The sequence below is a fragment of the Leifsonia stereocauli genome (assembly GCF_038432415.1).
Lineage (GTDB): Bacteria > Actinomycetota > Actinomycetes > Actinomycetales > Microbacteriaceae > Orlajensenia > Orlajensenia stereocauli.
In genome coordinates this window covers 568,708-592,053 of record NZ_JBCAUN010000003.1, presented here as the reverse complement: position 1 = coordinate 592,053, position 23,346 = coordinate 568,708, and the positions used below count along the sequence as shown (strand labels likewise).

The window sequence follows — 23,346 nt, the reverse complement described above, 5'->3', positions numbered from 1 at the left end:
CGGGCGGGCGGGAGGAGGGCGCGCGTCGCGCGGCGCTTCGGCGGGCGGGCGGGGGGGGCGTCGCGCTCAGCGGGCGGGAGGAGCCGCCCGCCGCGATGCGCGGGCTGCGAGCCCCTTGAGCGCGCGATCGGCTGACCCTCCGAGCGCCCAGGTCTCCGAGAGGGCGGCGACGGATGCCGTGGCCTCCGTGTCGAGCGGGCGGATGCGCGCGTCGAACTCGCCGAGCTCGAGATCGCGCACCACCTCGACGACCGTCGGCGCCACGGCGAGGTAGTCGGAGGCCGCGAGGATCTTCGCGCGGAGCCCGGCCGCCATCGGCTCATCGGCATCTGCCGCCGCAGCGATGACGCCGTCGAGGTCGCCGTGCTCCTGCAGCAGCGTCGCGGCGGTCTTCTCGCCGACGCCCGCGACTCCGGGCAGGCCATCGGATGCGTCGCCGCGGAGGGCCGCGAAGTCGGCGTACTGGGCCGCGGTCACGCCGTACTTCGAGAGTACGGACTCGCCCGTCAGCACCTCGAGCCTGTTCATGCCGCGGGCGGTGTAGACGACGCGCACGTCGCGCTCGTCGTCGATGAGTTGGAACAGGTCGCGGTCGCCGGTGACGATGTCGACGGGCATCTCCGCCCGCGTCGCGAGGGTGCCGATCACATCGTCGGCCTCGTGGTCGGCAGCGCCGATGATGGTGACGCCGAATGCTTCGAGGGTCTCGCGGATGAGCGGGATCTGCGCCACGAGCAGCTCGGGAGTCTCCTCGACGTCGGGGCCGTCGGCCACGACCTTCTCCACCCGATGCTCCTTGTAGCTCGGGATGAGATCGACACGCCACTGCGGACGCCAGTCGTCGTCCCAACAGGCGACCAGGTGGGTGGGCTCGAAGTCGGTGACCAGCCTGCCGATGAAGTCGAGCAGGCCGCGCACGGCGTTCACCGGCGTTCCGTCCGGCGCCCGGATGGTATCGGGCAGGCCGTAGAAGGCGCGGAAGTACAACGAGGCGGTGTCGAGAAGCATCAGACGCTCGGGCATGTCCCGATCATGGCACGACCCGGCGACCTGGTGCTGGGTCGGCGGATGCCGCAGCTGGCCGGCCTCCTCTCGCCCCGCACTCAGGTGGGCGGTGTTCACTCGGCCCATGGCCACCAGGAAGGATCGCTCGCGGTCGCGCCTGCTGGCCGCGCTCTCGGGCACGCACGACGGAAGACCGGCCTGGGTCGACCGCATCGAGGAGGGCGACGACGCCGGGTTCTTCGGGCCGGGGTCGGCCGCGTGGGCGGTGCACGGCGGGATGCCGACCCTCGTCGCCGGCATCCGGGCCCTGCTCGTCCAGACGCTTCATCCCGGAGCCATGGCCGGAGTGCACGACCACTCGCGCTTCGGCGAGGATCCTCTCGGCCGGCTGGCGGGCACGATCCAGTGGCTCACCATCGTGACCTACGCCGACACGGTGTTCGCCACGGAGGAGTCCGCGCGGGTCGGCAGGTACCACTCGCGCGTCGTCGGCACCTACCTCGACGCCCACGAGGTCGAGCGCCCCTATGCCGCCGGCGATCCCGAACTGCTCGCCTGGGTGCATCTCGCGTTCACGGATTCCTTCCTCGCCTGCCACACAATCTGGGGCGGAGCGATTCCTGGCGGAGCCGACGCCTACGTGCGCGAGTGGGCGACGGCGGGCGAACTCGTCGGGGTCGAGTCGCCTCCGCGCTCCGAGCAGCAGCTGCGGGACCAGCTGGCCGCGTTCTCGAACGACGGCGTGCTGAAGAGCGACGAGCGCGTGGCGGAGGCTGTGCGCTTCATCAGGCACCCGCCCCTGCCGAAGCCCATGCTTCCGGCCTACCGCGTGCTGTTCGCCGGCGCGGTCGCGAGTCTGCCCGCTGACTATCGACGGTTGCTGGGGCTCCGACGCTCTCGCCTCCCCGTGGTGTGGGCGACGGCCCGCGCGCTCGGCGTCGTGCACCGCCTGCTCGGGAGGAGATCACCGTCGGAGGATGCCGCTCGCGCACGCATCGCGCGGATCGGGTGGGTCCCACCCGTGGACTCGACCTCTCCGCAGCAGACGCACACGACGGCGGACTGAGCGTCTCGGCGCGGCGCACGCGGCCCCTCGACGACGTCGGGTGCGCCTCAGTCGACGAGCGCCCGGAACCCCGTCATGAGCCCGACGCGCTGCTCCGAGGTGCGCGCCAGCGGCGTCACCGCGAGAGTCGTGACCCCGGCCTCGGCGAAGGCCGCGACGCGCTCCTTCACGTGGCCGGGCGACCCGATGAGGTTGATGGCACGCGCCAGGTCGTCTGGAACCGCGGCCGTCGCCTCGTCCTTGCGGCCCTCGAGGTACAGGTCCTGGATGAGGGCGGCCTCCTTCTCGAAGCCGTACTGCGACACGAGGTCGTTGTAGAAGTTCTTGCCGCGGGCGCCCATCCCGCCGACGTACAGGGCGATCTGCGGCTTCACCGAAGGCAGCACGGCATCGGCGTCATCGCCGATGTACAGCGCCGGGCTGGCGAAGACGTCGAGAGATCCCAGGTCGTCCGAACGCTTGGCCAGGCCGGCATCGAGCGAATCGCCCCAGACGTCGCGCGCCCGCTCGGGGTGGAAGAACATCGGCATCCAGGCGTCGGCGATCTCGGCCGTCTGCTTCACGCTGGCCGGGCCGAGAGCGGCCACCACGATCGGGATGCGCTCGCGCACGGGATGGTTGATGAGCTTCAGCGGCTTGCCCAGTCCGGTGCCCTTCTCGGCCGGCAGCGGGATCTGGTAGCTGCGGCCGTCGTACTCCACGCGGTCGCGGCGCCAGACCATGCGGCAGATGTCGATGATCTCGCGGGTGCGGCGCAGCGGTGCGTCGTAGGGCACTCCGTGGAAGCCCTCGATGACCTGGGGTCCGGATGCTCCGATGCCGAGCACGAAGCGGCCGTCCGAGACGAAGTCGAGTCCGGCCGCCGTCATTGCCGTGAGCGACGGTGTGCGCGTGTAGATCTGCAGGATGCCCGAGGCCAGCTTGATCTTCTCCGTCACCGCGGCGAGGTAGCCCAGCTGGCTGACGGCGTCGAAGCTGTAGGCCTCGGGAACGATGACGATGTCGACGCCGGCCTTCTCGAGCTCGCCGACCTCGGCGGCAGTCTCGCGGAATCCGCCCGAGTAGTTCAGCATCATGCCGATGTCCATGTGAGTCCTCACTGCGCTGTGGTGTCGTCGGGCCGAGATGCACGCGGCCAGCGTCCAGTATGCCCCGCAGCCGCACCCGGACCGAAGCCGCTGCACGCATATGCAGGATGAGCTGCGTTTCAGCCGCCATATGGGCCCGAACCTTGTCCCATCCTGCAAACGGGTGCAGCCGAGCCACCGGGTGAACACCGACGCAACTCTGCGACTCAGCCGTGGCGCACCCCGTGATCGGGGGAATAGTCTTCGCTCGAATGACAGCGCTCTCACCCTGAATCGAAAGGCACGCATATGACACAACCCACGATCGTCCTGGTGCATGGAGCCTGGGCTGATGCCTCGAGCTGGAATGCCGTGGCCTCAGACCTCCAAGGTCGCGGCTTCACTGTTCTGGCACCCACCAACCTGCTGAGGGGCGTGGCGACGGATGCCGCCTACGTCGCCTCGTTCCTGGCTCAGCGCACGAGCGGGCCCGTCGTGCTGGTCGGCCACTCCTACGGCGGCGCCGTCATCACCAATGCGGGCACCGGCGGCGGCGAGGTGAAGGCTCTGGTCTACGTCGACGCCTTCATCCCCGATGAGGGTGAGACGGTGTTCTCCATCCTCGGCGGCTCAGGATCGGCGCTCGACGTGCCGGACCCGACGACGGTACTCGACGTCGCGGGATACCCCGGTGCTCCCGAGGGCGACGCCGAGGCCTTCCTCAAGCCGGCGACGGTGCACGAGTCGTTCGCCCAGGACCTGCCCGAGGCCGACCGTTGGCTCATCGCCGCCGGTCAGCGCCCGATCACCCTCGGCGCGAATGCCTCGCCGACCACCGCCGTGGCGTGGAAGACGCTGCCCAGCTGGGCCGTCGTCGGCACGGAGGACCGGGTCATCCCGCCCGCGACGCAGCGCAGCCAGGCCGAGCGCGCCGGATCGACGATCACCGAGGTCGCCGCATCGCACGTCTCACTGGTGTCGCAGCCAGCGGCCGTCGTCGATGTGATCCTCGCCGCGGTCGCAGCCGTCTCGGACTGAACGCACAGCGTCACTGCCAGCGCCGCGCCCGGCGCAGAAAACAGGATGAGCACCCCGATGGCGGTCTGAGAGACGTCATCGGGGTGCTCATCCTGTTTTCGGTGAGCGGATGCCGCAGCCCGGACTTCTGGGGTTCTCCTGCGGCGCTGACTAGACGGCTGTCGGCACGACGACGACGGGCTCCGTCGTCGGCTGCGGGGATCCGCCGGCGGGCTCCACGGTGACGCCCACGGCCGCGCCCGCCGTCATGTCGCCCTCGAGCACCCGCCAGGTGGTGCCGTCGTCGCCGACGGTGAAGGTTCCGGCAGGAATGGCAGCCTCGCTGTCGATGTACCAGAGTTCATAGGTCTGATCGGAGTCGAGAGCCGGCATGCCGTCGACCGTCACGGCCGAGCGGCCGAGTTCCTCGGACCAGGTCAGGGTGACGGTTCCGCCACCGGACACCTCGCCCGTCGCCTGCTGGGCATCGGAGGCCGCCGAGATGCTGGCGAGGTCGCGCTGGGCGCCCCAGCCGTTCGGCCCCGGCCAGTTCACGCCGACGACCACGGCCGCGATAAGCACCAGGGCAGCGGCCGCAGCGGCGATGAAGGCGCCCGGTCGGGAGAACCAGCGACGCTGCGCAGCGGCTTCGGCGCGGCCGACGGGCGGCGCGGCGGGCGAGATGGGATCGATGGGCGCACCGGGGGCCGAGGGAACAGCAGCCAACGTCGGCGCCGCAGAGGAGTCCGCGGCATCCGGAGCAGTGGCAGGCTCGGCCGACGGCACAGCGTCGACCTCGGCGTCGGCGGCGTGGGCGCCGCCCGCCGTGCGTGCCGGAAGCTGCGACAGGCCGGAGAGCTGCGCCATGATGCTCGCCTTGAGGGCGGGCGGGGGCGTGACGGGCGGGACGCTCGACCCCAGCAGGGCTGCGGTGTCGGCGAAGCCGGCCGCCTCCTCACGCAGCTGATCCGACTCGAGCAGGGCACGCTCGTACCGGGCACGCTCCTCGGCGTCGACGGCGTCCAGCGCGTACGAGCCGCTCAGGGCGTGCTCGTCACCGACGGGTCGCTGGTCTCTGTCGCTCATGCGGTCACCCCCAGTGCGTCTCGCAGACGGATCATCCCATCGCGTATTCGGGTCTTCACCGTGCCGATCGGCACGCTCAGTTCATCGGCGATCTCGCTGTGGGAGAAGCCGGAGTAATAGGCCAAGGACACAGCCTGACGCTGCACGTCGGTGAGTTCGGTGAGTGCGCGCTGCACCCGCTCGTTCTCGACCCGCAGTTCTGCTGCCTCGCTCACCACATCGGTGTCGATGGGGAGGTCGCGGATGCCGATGCGAGTGTCGCGGTCGCGTGATGCCTGGGCAGAACGGATGCGGTCCACGGCGCGGCGATGGGCGAGCGTGAACATCCAGGAGAGGGCACTGCCCCGCTCGGGCTGGAATCGCGCTGCGGACTGCCAGATCTCGAGAAACACCTCCTGCGTCACCTCCTCCGATTGAGCCGGATCGACGACGAGGCGTCGAACAAGTCCGAATAGCCGAGCCGATACCCCGTCGTAGAGTTCGCTGAAAGCGCGCTGGTCGCCTGTGGCGATACGTTCCAGCAACTCTTCCAGCGTGACGACAGGCGGAATTCCGATGTCGTCTTCACCGATCTCATGGGGCACGAGAACAAGCATGTCAGGTGTTCGGCGTGATGCCGGTTTCGGATTGCCGGTCGACTGAAAGAGATTCAGTGTGCCGCAGACGCCGGTGTCCGGCATCCGTTCGCCAGTGCGACAGTGCGTGAGCAGCCCGTCGGCAGGCCTCATCGCATTCGGCGCCTACCCCTCTTCCGGATGCATCGGGGGCCTGATCACGCCGGATTCCCAGCTTCGGAAAGTTTCCGGAGATTCTCCAATCCGCACCCCATGGGGTTCCGAATGCCCTCCTGAAGGCACCACAGCAAGTGGAGCCGGCCGAACCCGGCCAACGATTCCAAGGAGAAGATCCATGCGACTCACACGCACTTCACTCGCCGCCCTCTCGATCGTGGGCATCGCAGCCCTCGGCCTGACCGGTTGTTCGATGGGCAGCGGCACCGATGACACCTCGTCGTCGAGCAGCCCCAGCTCGGAAGCCCCCATGGCCGAGACCCCCGAGGCGATGGACCCCGCAGCCGACCTCGTCGGCTCCGGTTGCGCGGCCTACGCCGAGCAGGTTCCGGATGGCGCCGGCTCCGTCGCGGGCATGGCTGAGGACCCGGTGGCCGTCGCCGCCTCGAACAACCCGATCCTCACGACGCTCACCGCAGCCGTCTCGGGTGGGCTCAACCCCGACGTCAACCTGGTCGACACGCTGAACGGCAGCGAGTTCACCGTCTTCGCTCCCGTCGATGACGCGTTCGCCAAGATCGACGCCGCCACCATCGAGGGGCTCAAGACCGACTCCGCCACGCTGACCAAGATCCTCACGTACCACGTGGTTCCCGGCCAGATCGCTCCTGCTGACATCGACGGAACCCAGACCACGGTCGAGGGTGGAACCGTCGAGGTCACCGGCAGTGGCGACGACATGATGGTCAACGACGCCAAGGTCATCTGCGGTGGCGTGAAGACCGCCAACGCCACGGTGTACCTCATCGACTCCGTGCTGATGCCGCCGGCCTGATGATCCGGTGAAGAGGGAACGGCCCGTCTCCAGTGGAGGCGGGCCGTTCTTCGTTCGTGCGCTTCGGCCGCAGACTTCGTCCGGGCCTCAGCGAGCGGCGGATGTCAGAAGCCGCCGAAGCGGATGCCCCAGCTGATCTCCCACTCGTCGCCCGGGGCCAGCCAGCGCAGGCCCTTGCCCGAGTTGAAGGCGTCGGCCGGGGCTGTCATGGGCTCGATCGCGATGGCGGCGTCGCCCTCGCGGCCCGGGAACTGCCGCGTGGTGAAGACCTGCACGAATCCGAACTCCGGCTCCGACCACATCGAGACAGTGCGTCCGTCAGGTGCCGTGAGCGTATGGACGACCTCGCCGTCGGTGGCGAAGGCCTCGCCCCAGGCGTCGTCGAGCTGCAGTTCGCTCACGCGGCGCGGGTCGCGCAGGTCCCACTCGGTGCCCTCGACCGGAACCTCGGACGTCGGCAGCAGGCGGTCGTCGACCTCGATGTGGCTCGCCGCGGACAGCTGGAGGGTGAGGGAATCCGTCGGCACGTCGCCGATGCGGAGGAACGGATGCGTTCCGACGGCGACGGGAGCCGACTCGTGCCCGAGGTTGCGGAGGTAGTGCGTCACCTTGAGGCCGTCGGAGACCAGCTCGTAGTGCACGGCGGTCTCGAGCAGGTACGGGTAGCCGTGCTGCGGGTAGACGGTCGCGGCGAGGGTGACCGAGTCCTGGGTGCGGTCGACCTCGCGGTACTCCGTGTAGCGCAGGAGGCCGTGGATGGCGTTGTTCAGCTTCGGCTCGGTGATGTCGAGCTGCCGCTCGACGCCCTCGTGCTCCCAGCGTCCGTCGCGGATGCGGTTCGGCCACGGCACCAGCACGATGCCGGCACCGTAGGGCGGCGACGACTCCTCGCCGTAGGTCTCGACGAGGTCGACCCCGTCGAGACTCAGTTGACGGATGGCTGCTGCGAGGCCTGTGATCGTCGCGCGCAGCTCTCCGCTCGCCGTCCTCGTCTGCAACTCGTACTGCTCACCGGTGGGAAAGGTCATGCAGAGAGCCTAGAGCCGGCGGGCAGCACGGCGAGACCCGCCTGCTCGAACTCGCCGAGGAGGACGGCCGGAGCTGCGGCATCCGTCACCAGGATGTCGACCTCGTCGAGAGACGAGATGCGCGCCAGGTGGACCTCGCCCAGCTTCGACGAATCGGCGACGACCACGGCCCGGCCGGCCGCGCGGATCATGGCGATCTTGACAGCGGCCTCGGGCAGGTTGGCGTTGGTGACGCCGCGGTCGACGTCGACGCCGTTGCAGCCGATGAAGGCGATGTCGGCGCGGAGATCGGCGAGGATGCCCCTCGCCAGCGGGTCGACGAGCGAGTGCTGCCGTGGCCTCAGCGTCCCGCCTGTGAGGACGACGGTGAAACGCGGGATGGCGCTCTCGAGCTCGAGGGCGATGCTCAACCCATTGGTGAAGATCGTGACGTCGTCGAGGTCGCGGCGGGCCCGCAGCGACCGCGCCACCTGCAACGTCGTCGTGCCGACGTCGAGGATGATGCTCTGGCCGCTGCTCACGAGGGCTGCCGCGGCCTCGCCGATGCTCTCCTTCGGCCCGGCGGAGGCGGAGAGGGCCTCCTCGAAGCTCGGCTCGCGCTCTGGTCGGCGGGCTATGGCGGTGGCAGCTGCATCCGTCGACGGGACAGCGCCCCCGTGCACGCGACGGATGAGGCCCTCGCGCTCGAGTTGGTCGAGGTCGGCGCGGGCCGTGACATCGGTCACCCCGAACGCGACCGCGAGGTCGCGCACCCGCACGAAACCGCGGTCGGCGACGAGGGCTGCAGCGCGGTCGCGGCGGATGCCTGCCGGCACGGAGTTGCCCGGGTCGCGATCGGTCGACGTCATCCGCCCATTGTCCCGGGTTTTGCTTTCTCTTTGCAATCCGCAAATCAACTTGTTTCGTAAACGCAAGCCGCGTATCGTGAGCCTGTCATGACAGAGCCATCAGCCTTCACAGCCGACCCCAGCATCCGTCGCCTCGAGCACACCCTCGCCGATGGCCGTGCACTCATCTACTTCGATGACGCCGACACCACGCTCTCGCCCGAGCGCGCCCCCGATCTTCGCGAGCTCGACCCGCGCCCTGCCACGGCGACTATGCGTCAGGACGCCCTCACCGGGGAGTGGGTCTCCATCGCGGCCGCCCGCCAGAACCGCGTGTTCCTGCCACCGGCCGACCTCGACCCGCTCGCCCCGCAGAAGCCGGGCAACCCGTCGGAGATTCCGAGCAGCTACGACGTGGCGGTGTTCGAGAACAAGTCGCCGTCGTTCGGTCCGGAGCTCGCCGCTGTGACGGACGCCGGCCCCGAGGCCCTCGCCGAGCTCGCCGCCGTGGGCATCGGCCGCACGCGCACGTCCATCGGACGCTGCGAGGTGGTGTGCTTCAGCCCCGAGCACGCCGGATCGTTCGGCACCCAGAGCGTCTCGCGCGCCCGCACGGTGATCGAGGCGTGGGCCGACCGCACTGCGGCTCTCTCGGCGCTGCCCGGCATCGAGCAGGTGTTCCCGTTCGAGAACCGCGGCGAGGCGATCGGCGTCACGCTGCAGCATCCGCACGGCCAGATCTACTCCTACCCCTACGTGACCCCTCGCACGACTCGACTGCTCGAGTCGATCGAACGCTATGGCCCGGGTCTCTTCTCAGATCTGCTCGCGAGCGAGCAGTCGGGCGAGCGGATGCTGCTGCAGGGTGAGCACTGGACGGCCTTCGTGCCGTTCGCTGCCCGCTGGCCCATCGAGGTGCACCTGCTCCCCCACAGGCACGTGCCCGACTTCGCCGCGACGACGCTCGAGGAGCGGGACGAGCTGGCGCGCCTGTACCTGCGGCTGCTGCGCGGCATCGACGCGCTCTACGAGACGCCGACCCCCTACATCGCCGCCTGGCACCAAGCCCCGGTGAACGTCGGTCGCGACGACATCAGGCTGATGCTGCAGGTGACGAGCCCGCGCCGCGCCGCCGACAAGCTGAAGTTCCTCGCCGGCTCCGAGGCCGCCATGGGCGCCTGGATCGGCGACGTGACTCCAGAGCAGCAGGCGCAGAGCATCCGCGAGGCCATCGCCAGGGCCGACGCCGCAACACCGATCGAACCGCACACGGAAGAGAACCGATGACCGACCTGCACTCCAGTGTGACGGAGCACTTCACCCAGCTGTACGGGCGCCGTCCGACCGGCGTCTGGTCCGCTCCGGGCCGCGTCAACCTCATCGGCGAGCACACCGACTACAACGCCGGCTTCGTGTTCCCGTTCGCGATCAACCGCCGCACGGTCCTGGCTCTGGCTCCGCGGGAGGACCGCATCCTGCGCGTCGCGTCGTCGTTCTCGGCAGACCCCGTCTCGATCTCGCTCGACGACCTGGCACCGGAGGCCCTGCACGGGTGGTCCGCCTATCCGCTCGGCGTCGCCTGGGCGCTCGGCCAGTTCGGTGCACCGCTCGACTCCCTCACCGGGGCAGACGTGTACCTCGACTCCGAGGTTCCCGTGGGCGCCGGGCTGTCGTCGTCGGCCGCCATCGAGAGCGCCATGGCCGTGGCGCTGAAGGACATCTGGCACCTCGACTTCGACCGCCAGACCCTCGCCAAGGTGGGCCAGCTCGCCGAGAACCGCGTCGTCGGCGCTCCGACGGGCATCATGGACCAGTCGGCGTCGCTTCTCGGGCGAGCGGATGCCGGGGTCTTCCTGGACTGCCGCTCCTTCGAGTCCGAGGTCATCCCGCTCGGCTTCGATGCCGCAGGGCTCGAGGTGCTCGTGGTCGACACCAAGGTGAGCCACGCCCACGCGACGGGCGGCTATGCAGCCCGCCGTGCGTCCTGCGAGGCAGGAGCCAAGGCCCTCGGCGCCGACACCCTGCGCGACGTGCAGATGAGCGACCTGGCCGAGGCGGCCGAGGTCCTCGACGACGAGACCTTCCGCCGGGTGCGGCACATCGTCACCGAGAACCAGCGCGTTCTCGACACCGTGCGCACCCTGCGCTCCGATGGCCCTCGCGCCATCGGAGCCCTCCTCGATGCATCGCACGCGTCGATGCGCGACGACTTCGAGATCTCGACCCCTGAGCTCGATCTGGCCGTCGAGGCTTCGAGGGCTGCCGGTGCCATCGGTGCGCGGATGACGGGCGGCGGCTTCGGTGGTTCCGCCATCGCGCTGGTGGCCGACGCCGACCTTCCTGCCGTGCGCGACGCCGTGCTGGCCGCGTTCGATGCCGCCGGCTACACCACCCCGGAGCTATTCACCGTGCGGGCGGCGCAGGGCGCGGCCCGGGAGGCCTAGGAGACGTCGGGCGCCACTACCGCGGACGGCTCCCCGCCCGTGATGCGCACGAGCTCGGCGAAGGTCGTCGGGAAGACCGTGTGCGCGTGGCCGGCCGCGGCCCACACCGTGTCGTGGTCGGCGAGCGCCGTGTCGACGATGGTGCGCACAGGAGCCGGATGCCCGACCGGGGCGACTCCGCCGATGGTCTGGCCCGTCGCATCCTTCACCTGCTCCTTCGTCGCCCGCGCGATGGTGCCGCCGAGCCTGGCCCCGAGCCACTCGGTGTCGACCCTGTGCGCGCCGGAGGTGAGCACGAGAAGCGGTTCGCCGTCGAGCGTGAACACGAGCGAGTTGGCGATCGCGCCGACCGTCGTTCCGATGGCGTCGGCCGCGGCGAGGGCCGTCGGCGTCGCCACCTCGAACCACGTGACCTCGGGAGTGAGCTCGTGTTCCGCGAGGGCGGCCCGCACGCGCTCGACCGCGGGGGGGGGGGGAGGTGTCGACCATGCTCGCCACCCTAGAGCTCACGCATCGAGTCGCCCAAACTCGTCGGATCCGGGCACGCATGGACCGACGAAGGCGACGAAGACGGGCGATTCGGAGTCGATAGGGTGAGCCCATGAGCATCGACGACCTGGCCGTCATCAGGAGCCTGCCGGGCATCGGCAGCCCCACCATCGCCGAGAGCTCCTTCGTGGCAGCCGGCGCCGTCATCGTCGGCGACGTCACCCTGGGTGAGCACTCGAGCGTCTGGTACAACGCCGTGCTGAGAGCCGATGGCGCTTCGATCGTGCTGGGAGCCGGCTCCAACCTGCAGGACACCGTGGTCTGCCACGTCGATGCGGACTTCCCGCTCACGATCGGAGCGAACGTGTCCGTCGGCCACGGCGCCGTGCTGCACGGCTGCACCGTCGGAGACGACAGCCTCATCGGCATGTCGGCCACGGTGCTGAACGGTGCAGTGATCGGGGAGGGCTCCCTCGTCGCCGCCGGCGCCGTCGTGCTCGAGGGAACCGAGGTTCCTCCGGGATCGCTGGTCGCCGGCGTTCCGGCCAAGGTGCGTCGGGAGCTGACGGATGCCGAACGCCAGGGCATCCGCACCAATGCAGGGCACTACCTGCGCCACGTCGGCGAGCACAGCGCGCCGCTCGCCTGACGCGCCGGGTTCACGCTCCGCCTGACTGCCCGCGTCAGCGGAGCGCGGCCTCCCCAGCGACGGCCCGCTCCGCCGGAGTCGAGTCCCGCGCGAGAGGAACGAGCAGCGGCGCGGGAACGACGGCCCGCACCACGCGACGAACGCGTCGGAGCACCCAGAGCGACGGGACTGCGACGACCATCGCCAGGAAGCCGGCCACCGAGTCATCGTACGAGCCGAGCATCCGCTTGCGGTCCCACGCCCGCCGCAGTCGACCACCGCGCAGATTGTGCCGCTGGGGCGCCAGCTGGAGCGGGGCAGCGTCGCGCCGAGCCACGAGCTGCTCGAGCCGCTCGTGCCAGTCATCGGCCGCGAGGCCGTGGAAGTAGTTGTCTCCCAGCCACTCGGATCGCGGTCGACGGAACAGACCGGCGCGCAGGTCGCCCTCGTCGCCGAACAGGCCACTGTCGATGAAGACCGTGTTGATGAGCCTCGGGGCGATCCCGAAGTCGTCGAGCAGCAGCACGGGGATGTCGGCGGCGATGGCCTCGAGAGCGGCCGTCGAACTGACCGTCACGAGGGCGACGGCCCGTGCGAGATGGTCGGCCATGGGCCCGTCCTCTACGACGAGATTGGTCGGCAATGCTCCGCCCCACCGGTCGGCCAGCTCGCCATCAGCGAGGAGGGCGCCGAAGTCGTGGGTCTCGGCGTGGGTCTGGGCCTCCCCGGCCCGGGCACGCACCTTCACGACGACGCGCTTCTCGGGATGGGCGCGGGCCGTCTCGACGAGCCACTGCAGCAGGGCGATCCGATCGTCCGGATGCCTGGGCACGATCGCCTGCGCCGCGAACACGATCGAGTCCGCAGCCGCCGGGTTCTGACCTGGAGCCGCAGACTCCGGCACCGGAACAGACGCAGTCGCAGTCGCAGACGCCGGCTGGTTCAGGAACGGCAGGGTGGCCAGGCCGAAGTCGACGGAGACAGGCATCCGTTCGGCATTCCGGGAGAACTCGCGCACCTCGTGCCGACTGTGCAACACGATGAGGTCGGTCTGCTCGCGGTAGACGATGGCCTTCGGAACCGCCGGGATGGTGATGCCCGGAAAGCCACTCAGCAGCACGGGTCGGTTCGGAACCGAACCGATCGCGCGGATGACGACGCGCACCATCGGCCCGCGCAGGGCCAGGAGAACCGCGTCTGGACGCAGCTCGGCCACGACACGTGCCAGGTCGGTGAGTCGGCGAACCCGGACCTGCCCGACGGCGAAGGCCGATCCGGCGAGGGCGTCCTCGAGTTGTCGCGCGCTCGGCTGCACAGGAGAAGCGAGCACGACGATCTCGACGGCCCAGTCGGACGGAAGCCTGGACGCCAGGGCGGCACCCCACTTCACGTAGGAGTCCGAGTCGCCGATCACCAGCATGCGCCTGGTGGCCACCGGCCTCATGACGCGTTGACCCGCCGCAGCTTCGCCTTGGGAGCCTCTTCGCCCGGGAAGACGCGCTTCACGCCGTCGCCCATGGCTTCGCTGATGATGCGGATGTCGCGCACGAGGTGGTCGAAGCCCTGCGGCTCGAGCGAGGCTGCGTGGTCGGAGCCCCACATCGTGCGGTCGAGCGTGATGTGCCGCTCGACGGCGACGGCTCCGAGGGCTACTGCTGCGAGAGAGATCTGCAGGCCGCGCTCGTGGCCGGAGTAGCCGATCGGCACGCCGCGATAGCGGTCCTGGAGGGTGCGGATGACCGAGATGTTCGCCTCCTCGGTCGGCATCGGGTAGCTCGATGTCGCATGCAGCATGACGAGGCGCTCGGTTCCGAGCACCTCGACGGCGGCATCGATCTCGTCGAGCGTCGACATGCCCGTCGAGAGGATCACCGGCTTGCCCGTCTCGCGGAGTGCCCAGAGCAGTTCGATGTCGGTGACGGATGCCGAGGCCACCTTGTGGGCGACGACCCCGATGTCCTCGAGGAAGGCCACGGACGGCACGTCCCACGGCGAGGCGAACCAGTCGACGCCCCGGAGGTAGGCGTAGTCGGCCAGCTCGATGTACTGGTCGCGGTCGAACTCGACCCGGCGACGGTAGTCGAGGTAGGTCATCGTGCCCCACGGCGTCTCGCGCGGGACGTCCTTCATGTGCTCGGGGGTCGAGATCTCGGGAGTGCGCTTCTGGAACTTCACGGCCTGCGCGCCGGCCTCCACCGCGACGTCGATGAGTTCCTTGGCGATGTCGACCGAGCCGTTGTGGTTCAGTCCGATCTCGCCGATGACGTAGACGGGCTCGCCCGGTCCGATGACCGATCGTCCGATTCGCACAGACATGTGTTCTCCTTCGTGTTGCCCGCGTGGCGGGATGTCAGTTCTCGTGGATCCCACGAGCGGCGATGATCGCGTCCGAGAGCTCGCGCACGGCGCCGGCACCGCCGACGCGGGAGAGCACGACGCGAGCAGCGGCGATCACGGCGGGGTCGGCATCCGCCACCGAGACCGGCCATCCCACGATGCGCATGCACGGCAGGTCGGCGAGGTCGTTGCCGAGGTAGGCGATGCGATCGAGCGGGACCCCGACGCGGTCGGCCCAGGCGACGAGGGCCGTGGCCTTGTCCTCGATCCCGTGCTCGACGTCGACGCGGAGCTTCTCGGCCCGTGCAGCGACCACCGTGTTGGTCTCGGCGGAGAGGATGAGCATCGGGATGCCGGCCTCGCGGAGGCGCTTGACGCCGTGGCCGTCCCGGCGACTCACCCGCACGGACTCGCGGCCGAGGGTGTCGACGGATGCCGTGTCGTCGGTGTGGACGCCGTCGAAATCGGTGACGACGGCATCGACGTCGATGAGCGGATGCGGCGACGGGTCGATGACGCGTGCGAGCGCCGTGCTGATCGCGAGGTCGGCCGCCGTGTCGATCTCGATCGCGTGGACGTCCGGCACCAGTCGCACGGCGACGCGACCGAAGAAGCGGTGTCCGACCTCGCGGAACCCCTCGGTGCGCAGCACATAGAACGCGCCGGTCTCGCGGTACTCCACGTCGCGGTCCTGCCGTCGCGGGCGCACGGCGGCCGAGTGGTTGACTCCTTCGACGGAGCCGTCTCCGTCCGGCCGCGCCCGCCAGAGGAAGGCGTGGCTCTCGACCGCCGAGAAGACGACGTCGGCGTCACGATCGAGCACCGAGCGCACGGCGAGCTCGAGGTCGGCGGCATCGATGAACGGCGAGGTTGCCTGGATGAACACCGTCGCCTCGGGCAGCGCGCCGGTCTCGTCCTCGATCGCGGCGAGGGCGTGCAGGAGGGCGGACTCCGAGCTGGCGGTGTCACCGGCGAGATCCTGAGGGCGCTGCACGACGTCGGCGCCGGCATCGCGGGCGAGGGCTGCGATGGCGTCGCCATCCGTCGTCACGACGACCCTGTCGATGGAGGGAGCCGCCAGTGCAGCCCGCACGGCGCGCACGATCAGCGGCACTCCTCCGACGGGAGTGGAGTTCTTGCCCGGGAGGCCTTTGGATCCGGCTCGTGCGGGGATGATCGCGACGACGCGGTCGACGGCCGCAGTGGTCGTGGCGGCCGCGGCCGTGCCGGCGCGAGTGGCGAACCCGACTCGCGTTCGCTCCGATTGGGACATGCCGCGAGGCTAGGACGCGGAAGTGACCTGCCCGTGATCGGGAGGTGAACGGGGCCGGTCACCCCGGTGCGCCGCGCCGCACTCCCACGGAATGCGGCGCGACGAGCCGTCAGCCGAGACGGAGTTCCGCGGCCTTCACGACGTTCGAGAGCAGCATCGCTCGGGTCATCGGCCCCACTCCGCCGGGGTTCGGCGACAGGAAGCCGGCGACATCGGCGACGGACGGATGCACATCGCCGGTGAGCCGTCCCTTGCCCGTCTCCGGGTCCTCAACGCGGGTGATGCCCACGTCGAGCACGGCGGCGCCCGGCTTCACCCAGTCGGGCTGCACCAGGTGGGCGACCCCCACTGCGGCGATCACGATGTCGGCCCGGCGCACCTCGGCGGCGAGGTCGACTGTGCGCGAGTGGGTGAGAGTGACCGTGGCGTCGAGGCCCTTGCGGGTGAACAGCAGCCCGAGCGGGCGGCCCACGGTGAGCCCGCGGCCGACGACGGTGACGTGCTTTCCTGCGATGGGCACGTCGTAGCGCTGAAGCAGCTCGACGATGCCTGCCGGGGTGCAGGGCAGCGGCGAGCGCAGCTCTCCCTCGATGCCGAGCACCAGACGACCGAGGTTGGTCGGATGCAGGCCGTCGGCGTCCTTCGACGGATCGATGGCTTCGAGCGCGGCGTGCTCGTCGAGCCCCTTCGGCAGAGGGAGCTGCACGATGTATCCCGTGACCTCGGGAGCTGCGTTGAGGTCGGCGATGGCGGCCAGCACGTCCGCCTGGCTCGCCGTCGCGGGCAGATCGACGCGGATCGACTCGATGCCCACCTCGGCGCAGTCGCGGTGCTTGCCGGCGACGTAGGAGCGCGACCCGGGGTCGTCTCCCACGAGCAGCGTGCCGAGGCCCGGCACGACGCCCTGGGCCCGCAGGCCCTCGATCCGCGAGGCGAGCTCGCTCTTGATGGTCGTCGCTGTCGCGACGCCGTCGAGTCTGACGGCCGTCGTCACTGCTGCAGGCCCGGGTAGAGCGGGAAGACCGAGGTGAGCTTCGTCACTCGCTCGCGGAGGCCGGCCACGTCTGCGCCGGGCTTCAGCGTCTCGGCGATGATGTCGGCGACCTCGACGAACTCGGCATCGCCGAAGCCACGGGTGGCGAGCGCGGGCGTTCCGATGCGGAGGCCGGAGGTCACCATCGGCGGCCGCGGATCGAACGGCACGGCGTTGCGGTTGACCGTGATGAGCACCTCGTGCAGGAGGTCCTCGGCCTGCTGGCCGTCGAGCGGAGAGTTGCGGAGGTCGGCGAGCACCAGGTGCACATCCGTTCCCCCGGTGAGGACGTCGACGCCCCCAGCGCGAGAGTCATCGGCGGTGAGGCGCTCGGCGAGGATCTGCGCGCCACGGATGGTGCGCACCTGGCGGTCCCTGAAGTCCTCGGACGCCGCGATCTTGAACGCCGTGGCCTTGGCCGCGATGACGTGCATGAGCGGTCCGCCCTGCTGGCCGGGAAAGACGTTGGAGTTGAGCTTCTTGGCCAGCTCCATGTCGCGCGACAGGATGAAGCCCGAGCGCGGTCCGCCGATGGTCTTGTGCACTGTCGAGGAGACGACGTCGGCGAAGGGGACGGGGGACGGGTGGAGCCCGGCGGCCACGAGGCCAGCGAAGTGCGCCATGTCTACCCAGAGCTTGGCGCCGACCTCGTCGGCGATGGCCCGGAAGGCGGCGAAGTCGAGGTGGCGGGGGTAGGCGCTCCAGCCGGCGATGATGACCTGGGGGCGGTGCTCGAGGGCCTTGTCGCGCACGACGTCCATGTCGACGAGGAAGGTCTCGGGGTCGACGCCGTAGGACACGGCGTTGTAGAGCTTGCCCGAGAAGTTGAGCTTCATGCCGTGGGTGAGGTGACCGCCGTGGGCCAGTTCGAGGCCGAGGATTGTGTCACCCGGGGTGGCGATGGCCGAGAGCACCGCGGCGTTGGCCGTGGCGCCCGAGTGCGGCTGCACGTTGGCGTACTCGGCGCCGAACAGGCTCTTGGCACGCTCGATGGCGAGTGTCTCGGCGATGTCGACGTACTCGCAGCCACCGTAGTAGCGCCGGCCGGGGTAGCCCTCGGCGTACTTGTTGGTGAGCACCGACCCCTGCGACTGCAGTACTGAGACGGGAACGAAGTTCTCGCTGGCGATCATCTCGAGGTAGTCGCGCTGGCGACCCAGCTCGAGCTCGAGCACCTCGGCGATCTCGGGATCGACCTCGGACAGAGGTGCGTTGAACACGGAATCAGACACTGGCGTCTCCTTGCGGAATCGGTGAACTAAGGGGTTCGTGTCGTGGCCCAGGCGAACGGCCACCAACCGATTCTCATCGCTCCCCGATGGTCACCCATCCGAACGCCAGTTGCGACCCGAACAGAGTATCAGCCGAACCGTCATCCGGGGGGACGGATGCAGCTCCCCCGCGTCGTGCGCTCAGCGCAGCCCGCGCGACAGGTTGAGCGTCTCGCCTGCGTAGGCCTGACCCGTCGAGCCGGGGGTCACGCGGGTCGGGTTCAGGTACAGCAGGTCGCTCGTCGTGATGCCGAACCGCTCGGCGATCGCTCCCAGGGTGTCGTCGCCGTGCACCAGATAGGACGCGGGTTCGCCGTCGACGATGGTGACGTCGCCGATCGCCGCAGTGGCCCGACCCGAGTCGATGACGTGGAGTCCCGGCCGCATGTCGGGGATGCTCCAGTGCAGCACGGCGACGGCCGCCGCCGGGCGCATGCAGTCGGTCGCCATTCCGGCTGCGGGGTCGGGGAGTGTCGACAGCACCGCGGTCTCGAGGAAGCTGGGGTCACCCGATCCGATCGTGCCGATCGTGAAGTATTGCGTCGGTTGGAGGCTGAGATCGCCGAGGCTCAGCGCGAAGCCGGTGTCTGTGCACGAGTCGATCGCCACAGGCTCCGGATGCAGCGTGAGACCGGTCTTCGCCGGCAGATCGCCGTCCCACCCTGTGAGACGTGCGTCGAAGAGTCCGTGCTTCCCCACGATGACCTCGATCAAGCCGAGGACCGCGCCGTCGGCGGTGACCAGGTCTCCCGACCCGACGACGTGGTGCCACTCGAGTTCGGGCGCCCCGCTCTCGCCCGCTGCGACCGCCGGCCGCGCGGTCCCGGTCGGGATTGCAGTCGCATCGGATCCGTCGGCCCCGGATGCCGCCGGCACCGTGCAGCCGGTCAGGATCGCCATGACCGCGACCCCGAGCATCGCTGCAGGCAGAATCCGTCGTCTGATCTCTCCCGGCATCGGCCACCCCCTGGCGTCAGCATACGGCCGGCATGCATGAACCGGAACAGATGCGTTGCGGATTAGTTAGGAGTCCTGACATACTCACTGGATCATCATCGACTGACCGAGGACAGAGGCATGCCCAGACGCCGGACCGTCATCGGGCTCGTCGTCGCCTCGCTCGTCGTCCTCGCCGCCGCCGCAGGCACCACCCTGGCCATCGCCGGCCTGCAACCTCCCGAGGTGACCATGCCGCAGGTAGTTCCCCAGCCCGTCTCCATCGCGACCCGCGACAGCGAGCCGTTCGAGCTCACGCGCGAGTCGCGCATCATCGCCGGCGGCACCGGTGCCGAGTCCGTCGGCGAGCACCTCGCGTCGGCATTCCGACCGTCGACCGGCTTCGCGCTGCCGGTCATCACGAGGGCTGCGACGACGGATGGCTCTCCCCACGACATCACGCTCACGGTCGCACCGGGTTCGGCACCGGCCGGCCATCAGCAGGAGGGCTACGTGCTGAGAACCTCGGCGACGGGCGCCCTTCTCAGCGCCGACACCGCAGAGGGGCTGTTCCGCGGCATTCAGACCCTGCGGCAGCTCTTCCCCGCGCCCATCGAGTCACGGGAGCGGGTCGACGCGCTCGGCACACGCTGGGCGGCGGCATCCGTCGACATCGACGACTTTCCACGATTCGCCTACCGCGGGGCGATGCTCGACGTCGCCAGGCACTTCTTCGACGTGACAGACGTGAAGCGCTACATCGACGACATCGCGCTTCTCAAGACCAACCAGCTGCACCTCCACCTCACCGACGACCAGGGCTGGCGCATCGAGATCGACGGCTGGCCGAAACTCACCGAGATCGGCGGGACGAGTTCGGTGAACGACGAGCGCGGCGGCTTCTACACGAAGGCCGACTATGCGGAGATCGTCGCCTACGCGCAGCAGCGCTTCATCACCGTGGTTCCCGAGATCGATCTGCCCGGTCACACGAACGCCGCCCTCGCGGCTTACCCGGAACCACCTGCACAGGGCAGGCGCCCCCGCTCTACACGGGCATCGAGGTCGGCTTCAGCTCCCTCTGCATCAACTCCGAGGAGACCTACCGCTTCGTCTCCGAAGTCGTGCGCCAGATGGCGGCGATGACGCCCGGTCCCTACCTCCACCTCGGCGGCGACGAGTCGCTCTCCACTCCCGAGGTCGACTTCGTGAGGTTCATCGAAAGGGTGACGACGGATGCCGCCCAGACCGGCAAGACCATCATCGGGTGGCACGAGATGGGCGCCGCGACGGCCATGCCGAGGGGCACCATCGGCCAGTACTGGAGCTTCACCCGACCGCAGGAGGGCGCAGAGGACGACACCATGACCTTCGTGAGGAACGGCGGCCAGGTGATCCTGTCGCCCGCAGACGTGGCCTACCTCGACATGGTCTACGAGACCGGCACCGAATTCGGCCAGGCCTGGGCGGAGGGGCCCACCTCGGTGCGCGAGTCCTACGGGTGGAAGCCGACGCGCATCATCGACGGCATCGGCGAGGAGCAGATCCTCGGCATCGAGGCTCCGATCTGGACCGAGACCCTGCATCGTATGCAGGACGTGGAATACATGGCGTTCCCCCGACTCGCGTCGGTGATGGAGATCGCGTGGTCGCCCAAGGCCGACCATGACCAGCATGACTTCGAGACCTTCGCGCCTCGCGCCGTCGCCTTCTCCGAGCGCCTCGAGGCAGCCGGCATCGGATACCACCGCGCGCCCGATCTGCCCTGGACGGATGCGGCCCAGTAGCCTGAGCGATGTGGAGACCGTCGACGATCGCGCTGCCGGACCGGGCGTGCTTCGCCCTGAAGACGGCGAGGCCGCCCATCGCGTCGCGTTCATCGAGGTGTTCTTCGACGTCGTCTTCATCTTCGCCTTCACGCAACTCTCGAAGCTGTTCCTCGCCGAGCCGAGCCCTGTCGGCCTGGTCGAGACGGTCGTGCTCACGGCGGCCATCTGGTGGATCTGGGTCGACACCACCTGGGTGACGAACTGGCTGAACCCCGAGAAGTGGCCCGTACGTGCGCTGCTCCTCGTGCTCATGGCTCTCGGCCTCACGCTCTCGAGCTCGCTCCCCCATGCCTTCGACAGCGACGTCGGCGGGGTCGTCTTCGCCGTGGGCATCGTGCTCATCGGCCTGGTGCGCACCGGCTTCGCCATCGTCGCCTTCCGCATCCACCGACCGGACAACGCCCGCAACTTCGTGCGCATCCTCGTGTGGACCTGCGCCGCCGGCCTGCTCTGGCTGCTCGGCGGCTTCGGCCCGGCCGATGCGCGCGTCTGGATCTGGGCCGCAGCGCTGGCCCTGGCATTCCTCGGCCCGCTCATCAGGTTCCGCGTGCCCGGCCTCGGCGGTACCGCGGCCGAGACCTGGGATGTCAGCGGCGAGCACATGAACGAGCGTGTCGGCCTGTTCTTCATCATCGCCATCGGCGAGTCCATCATCGTGACCGGAACGGTGTTCGCCGGGGTGAAGCTCAGTCCTGACGCCATCGGCGGCTACGTCGCGGCGTTCCTCGGCTCCGTGCTGCTCTGGATGCTCTACTTCAACCACGGCGAGCGCGGTGGCCGCGAGCGCATGGAGGAGGCATCGAGGACCGGCATCGTCGCGCGGAACGCCTACACGATCGTCCCCGTCGTCATGGTGATCGGCGTCGTGCTCACGGCTGTGGCAGACGAGTTCGTGATCCTGCATCCGCACGAGATGGAGCACCCGTCGACAGCGTGGCTCATCTGCGGCGGACCAGCGGTCTACGTGCTCGGCAACCTGTTGTTCAAGCGTTCGGTGGGGATGCCGTGGCTGGCGTCGCACCTCGTCGCCATCCTGGCGCTCATCGTGCTGGGCGTGGTCGGCGCCGGCATCACCCCGGTGAGCCTCAGCTTCGCCGTGAACGGAGTGCTGGCCCTCGTCGTGCTGGCCGACGAGTGGAGCTATCGGAGCGGCCTGCGCCGCGCCGTCGAGAGCGCCGCTCACCGCTAGCCTGAGGCCACTCCCTCGATCGGAAGGCGAACGGATGCCGCGCACCGGCTTCACCCGCAACCTGCTGCGTCCCACGACGGGCGACGAATCGCACCGCGTCACCTTCGTCGAGCTGTTCTTCGACCTCGTGTTCGTGTTCGCCATCACGCAGCTCTCGCACAGCCTCATCGACGAGCCGACGCTGCTGCGCTTCGCGGAGGTGCTCATCCTCGTGGGTGCCGTGTGGTGGGCGTGGGTCGACACCACCTGGATCGCCAACTGGCTGAACCCCGAGCGCGGCGCCGTGCGCGGCATGCTCATCGTGCTCATGCTTTTCGGGCTGCTCATGTCGAGCGCCATCCCCGAGGCCTTCACCGACAAGGGCTGGCTGTTCGCCATCGCCTTCGTGGCGATGCAGCTCAGCCGCACCACCTTCGCCTTCTTCTCCTTCCTCGAGCAGGGCAGGCGGGCGAACGCACTCAACGTCGTGCGCATCATCATCTGGTACCTGGTGTCCGGCACTCTGTGGATCACGGGTGGCTTCGCCGAGCCCGAGCAGCGCATCTGGATCTGGGTGATCGCCCTGGCCATCGAATGCGTCGGCCCTGCCGCCAGGTTCTGGGTTCCGGTGATGGGCAAGTCGCCGATGGAGACATGGGAGGTCTCCGGCGAGCACATGGCGGAGCGGGTCGGCCTGTTCTTCATCATCGCGCTCGGCGAGTCCATCATCGTGACGGGCTCCGTGTTCTCCGAACAGGAGGTCTCCTGGGAAGGCCTCGCCGCTCTCCTCGCGGCCTTCGTCGGCACCGTGCTGCTCTGGCTGCTGTACTTCAACCACGGCGAGCGGAGCGGGTCGGCATACATCGCCAGCGCCGAGGCCAGTGGCCGCATCGCTCGAGCGACCTACACCTATATCCCGATCCTCATGGTGATCGGCATCGTTCTCGTGGCGGTCGGTGACGACCTCGTGCTGGTGCATCCGTTCGGGCATCACGGATCGACCGACACCGCGACGGCGGCGATCATCACCGGAGGCGCCGCCATCTACCTGCTCGGCACGACGCTGTTCAAGCGCTCCGTCGGCGGACCGTGGCTGATGACTCACATCAGCGGCATCGTCGCTCTCGGAGTGCTCTTCCTCATCTCCGGGCTGGTCAACCCGCTGGCGCTCACCTGGCTGGTGAACGTCGTGCTGCTCGTGGTCGTCGTCATCGACGAGTGGCGCTACCGTCGTCTCGTCGGTGGCGACACCATCAAGCTGGAGTGACCGCGGCGA

At 69.3% G+C, this 23,346-nt stretch carries 23 protein-coding genes and 1 riboswitch; of the genes, 10 read left to right on the top strand and 13 right to left on the bottom strand.

Annotated features, from left to right (window positions below):
- Window positions 1-66 precede the first annotated feature (66 nt).
- Entirely contained in the window at window positions 67-1,023 is a 957-nt protein-coding gene (locus AADV74_RS16880; RefSeq protein WP_342116360.1) for a 5'-3' exonuclease, read from the bottom strand.
- A gap of 106 nt (window positions 1,024-1,129) precedes the next feature.
- Between AADV74_RS16880 and AADV74_RS16875 the strand changes: the two genes are divergently transcribed.
- Window positions 1,130-2,071: an oxygenase MpaB family protein gene (locus AADV74_RS16875; RefSeq protein WP_342116358.1), complete on the top strand. Its 942-nt coding sequence runs from the start codon at window positions 1,130-1,132 to the stop codon at window positions 2,069-2,071.
- Between the two features lie 47 nt (window positions 2,072-2,118).
- Here the strand turns inward: AADV74_RS16875 and AADV74_RS16870 are convergent, their stop codons facing one another.
- Window positions 2,119-3,159, bottom strand: a complete 1,041-nt coding sequence (locus AADV74_RS16870) for an LLM class F420-dependent oxidoreductase (protein WP_342116356.1) — start codon at window positions 3,157-3,159, stop codon at window positions 2,119-2,121.
- 288 nt (window positions 3,160-3,447) lie between these two features.
- Here AADV74_RS16870 and AADV74_RS16865 point away from each other — a divergent pair, with 288 nt between their 5' ends.
- Window positions 3,448-4,176, top strand: coding sequence for an alpha/beta fold hydrolase (locus tag AADV74_RS16865; protein WP_342116354.1), 729 nt, complete (start codon window positions 3,448-3,450; stop codon window positions 4,174-4,176).
- A gap of 150 nt (window positions 4,177-4,326) precedes the next feature.
- On the opposite strand, the gene AADV74_RS16860 is transcribed toward AADV74_RS16865, so the two are convergent.
- Together AADV74_RS16860 and AADV74_RS16855 are read right to left on the bottom strand one after the other, a co-directional pair.
- Entirely contained in the window at window positions 4,327-5,241 is a 915-nt protein-coding gene (locus AADV74_RS16860; protein ID WP_342116353.1) for an anti-sigma factor, read from the bottom strand.
- Entirely contained in the window at window positions 5,238-5,837 is a 600-nt protein-coding gene (locus AADV74_RS16855) for a sigma-70 family RNA polymerase sigma factor (RefSeq protein ID WP_342116421.1), read from the bottom strand. The genes AADV74_RS16860 and AADV74_RS16855 overlap by 4 nt, the downstream gene beginning before the upstream one ends.
- A gap of 313 nt (window positions 5,838-6,150) precedes the next feature.
- Here AADV74_RS16855 and AADV74_RS16850 point away from each other — a divergent pair, with 313 nt between their 5' ends.
- Window positions 6,151-6,807, top strand: a complete 657-nt coding sequence (locus AADV74_RS16850) for a fasciclin domain-containing protein (RefSeq protein WP_342116350.1) — start codon at window positions 6,151-6,153, stop codon at window positions 6,805-6,807.
- 104 nt (window positions 6,808-6,911) lie between these two features.
- Here AADV74_RS16850 and AADV74_RS16845 read toward each other — a convergent pair whose 3' ends face one another.
- The gene (locus AADV74_RS16845; protein WP_342116348.1) at window positions 6,912-7,835 is read right to left on the bottom strand and encodes an aldose 1-epimerase family protein; all 924 of its coding nucleotides are present in this window, start codon (window positions 7,833-7,835) and stop codon (window positions 6,912-6,914) included.
- Window positions 7,832-8,683, bottom strand: a complete 852-nt coding sequence (locus AADV74_RS16840) for a DeoR/GlpR family DNA-binding transcription regulator (RefSeq protein WP_342116346.1) — start codon at window positions 8,681-8,683, stop codon at window positions 7,832-7,834. The genes AADV74_RS16845 and AADV74_RS16840 overlap by 4 nt, the downstream gene beginning before the upstream one ends.
- Before the next feature lie 87 nt (window positions 8,684-8,770).
- Here AADV74_RS16840 and galT point away from each other — a divergent pair, with 87 nt between their 5' ends.
- Both galT and galK read left to right on the top strand, forming a co-directional pair.
- Entirely contained in the window at window positions 8,771-9,949 is a 1,179-nt protein-coding gene (gene galT / locus AADV74_RS16835) for a galactose-1-phosphate uridylyltransferase (protein ID WP_342116344.1), read from the top strand.
- Window positions 9,946-11,106, top strand: a complete 1,161-nt coding sequence (galK, locus tag AADV74_RS16830; protein WP_342116342.1) for a galactokinase — start codon at window positions 9,946-9,948, stop codon at window positions 11,104-11,106. Before galT ends, galK begins: the two co-directional genes overlap by 4 nt.
- On the opposite strand, the gene AADV74_RS16825 is transcribed toward galK, so the two are convergent.
- Window positions 11,103-11,558 carry a YbaK/EbsC family protein gene (locus tag AADV74_RS16825; RefSeq protein ID WP_342116340.1) on the bottom strand — a complete coding sequence of 152 codons (456 nt, stop codon included), beginning with the start codon at window positions 11,556-11,558 and terminating at the stop codon, window positions 11,103-11,105. The genes galK and AADV74_RS16825 overlap by 4 nt on opposite strands.
- A 149-nt stretch (window positions 11,559-11,707) precedes the next feature.
- Between AADV74_RS16825 and AADV74_RS16820 the strand changes: the two genes are divergently transcribed.
- Entirely contained in the window at window positions 11,708-12,244 is a 537-nt protein-coding gene (locus AADV74_RS16820) for a gamma carbonic anhydrase family protein (protein ID WP_342116339.1), read from the top strand.
- A 34-nt stretch (window positions 12,245-12,278) separates the two neighbouring features.
- Here the strand turns inward: AADV74_RS16820 and AADV74_RS16815 are convergent, their stop codons facing one another.
- The 6 genes from AADV74_RS16815 to AADV74_RS16790 all read right to left on the bottom strand — a co-directional run bounded on the left by AADV74_RS16815 (window position 12,279) and on the right by AADV74_RS16790 (window position 19,094).
- The gene (locus AADV74_RS16815) at window positions 12,279-13,658 is read right to left on the bottom strand and encodes a DUF6716 putative glycosyltransferase (protein WP_342116337.1); all 1,380 of its coding nucleotides are present in this window, start codon (window positions 13,656-13,658) and stop codon (window positions 12,279-12,281) included.
- Window positions 13,659-13,663: 5 nt separating this feature from the next.
- On the bottom strand, window positions 13,664-14,539 hold the full coding sequence (locus tag AADV74_RS16810) for an N-acetylneuraminate synthase family protein (protein WP_342116335.1): 876 nt from the start codon (window positions 14,537-14,539) through the stop codon (window positions 13,664-13,666).
- 34 nt (window positions 14,540-14,573) lie between these two features.
- Window positions 14,574-15,833, bottom strand: a complete 1,260-nt coding sequence (locus AADV74_RS16805) for a cytidylyltransferase domain-containing protein (RefSeq protein ID WP_342116334.1) — start codon at window positions 15,831-15,833, stop codon at window positions 14,574-14,576.
- A 109-nt stretch (window positions 15,834-15,942) separates the two neighbouring features.
- Complete coding sequence (locus AADV74_RS16800; RefSeq protein ID WP_342116332.1) at window positions 15,943-16,827, bottom strand: bifunctional methylenetetrahydrofolate dehydrogenase/methenyltetrahydrofolate cyclohydrolase; 885 nt, start codon at window positions 16,825-16,827, stop codon at window positions 15,943-15,945.
- Complete coding sequence (gene glyA, locus AADV74_RS16795) at window positions 16,824-18,098, bottom strand: serine hydroxymethyltransferase (RefSeq protein ID WP_342116330.1); 1,275 nt, start codon at window positions 18,096-18,098, stop codon at window positions 16,824-16,826. The genes AADV74_RS16800 and glyA overlap by 4 nt, the downstream gene beginning before the upstream one ends.
- Window positions 18,099-18,136: 38 nt before the next feature.
- Window positions 18,137-18,221, bottom strand: a riboswitch (ZMP/ZTP riboswitch).
- Window positions 18,222-18,278: 57 nt separating this feature from the next.
- Entirely contained in the window at window positions 18,279-19,094 is an 816-nt protein-coding gene (locus AADV74_RS16790; protein ID WP_342116328.1) for a LysM peptidoglycan-binding domain-containing protein, read from the bottom strand.
- A gap of 120 nt (window positions 19,095-19,214) precedes the next feature.
- Between AADV74_RS16790 and AADV74_RS16785 the strand changes: the two genes are divergently transcribed.
- Genes AADV74_RS16785 through AADV74_RS16770 form a run of 4 tightly spaced genes read left to right on the top strand, consistent with a single transcriptional unit; the run spans window position 19,215 to window position 23,337 of the window.
- A complete protein-coding gene (locus AADV74_RS16785; RefSeq protein ID WP_342116326.1) occupies window positions 19,215-20,219 on the top strand; it encodes a family 20 glycosylhydrolase in 1,005 nt (334 codons plus the stop codon).
- Window positions 20,198-20,860 (top strand): family 20 glycosylhydrolase, encoded by a 663-nt coding sequence (locus tag AADV74_RS16780; RefSeq protein WP_342116324.1) that lies wholly within the window; start codon window positions 20,198-20,200, stop codon window positions 20,858-20,860. The genes AADV74_RS16785 and AADV74_RS16780 overlap by 22 nt, the downstream gene beginning before the upstream one ends.
- 10 nt (window positions 20,861-20,870) lie before the next feature.
- The gene (locus tag AADV74_RS16775) at window positions 20,871-22,091 is read left to right on the top strand and encodes a low temperature requirement protein A (protein WP_342116321.1); all 1,221 of its coding nucleotides are present in this window, start codon (window positions 20,871-20,873) and stop codon (window positions 22,089-22,091) included.
- 34 nt (window positions 22,092-22,125) lie between these two features.
- Entirely contained in the window at window positions 22,126-23,337 is a 1,212-nt protein-coding gene (locus AADV74_RS16770; RefSeq protein ID WP_342116320.1) for a low temperature requirement protein A, read from the top strand.
- Window positions 23,338-23,346: the final 9 nt, after the last annotated feature.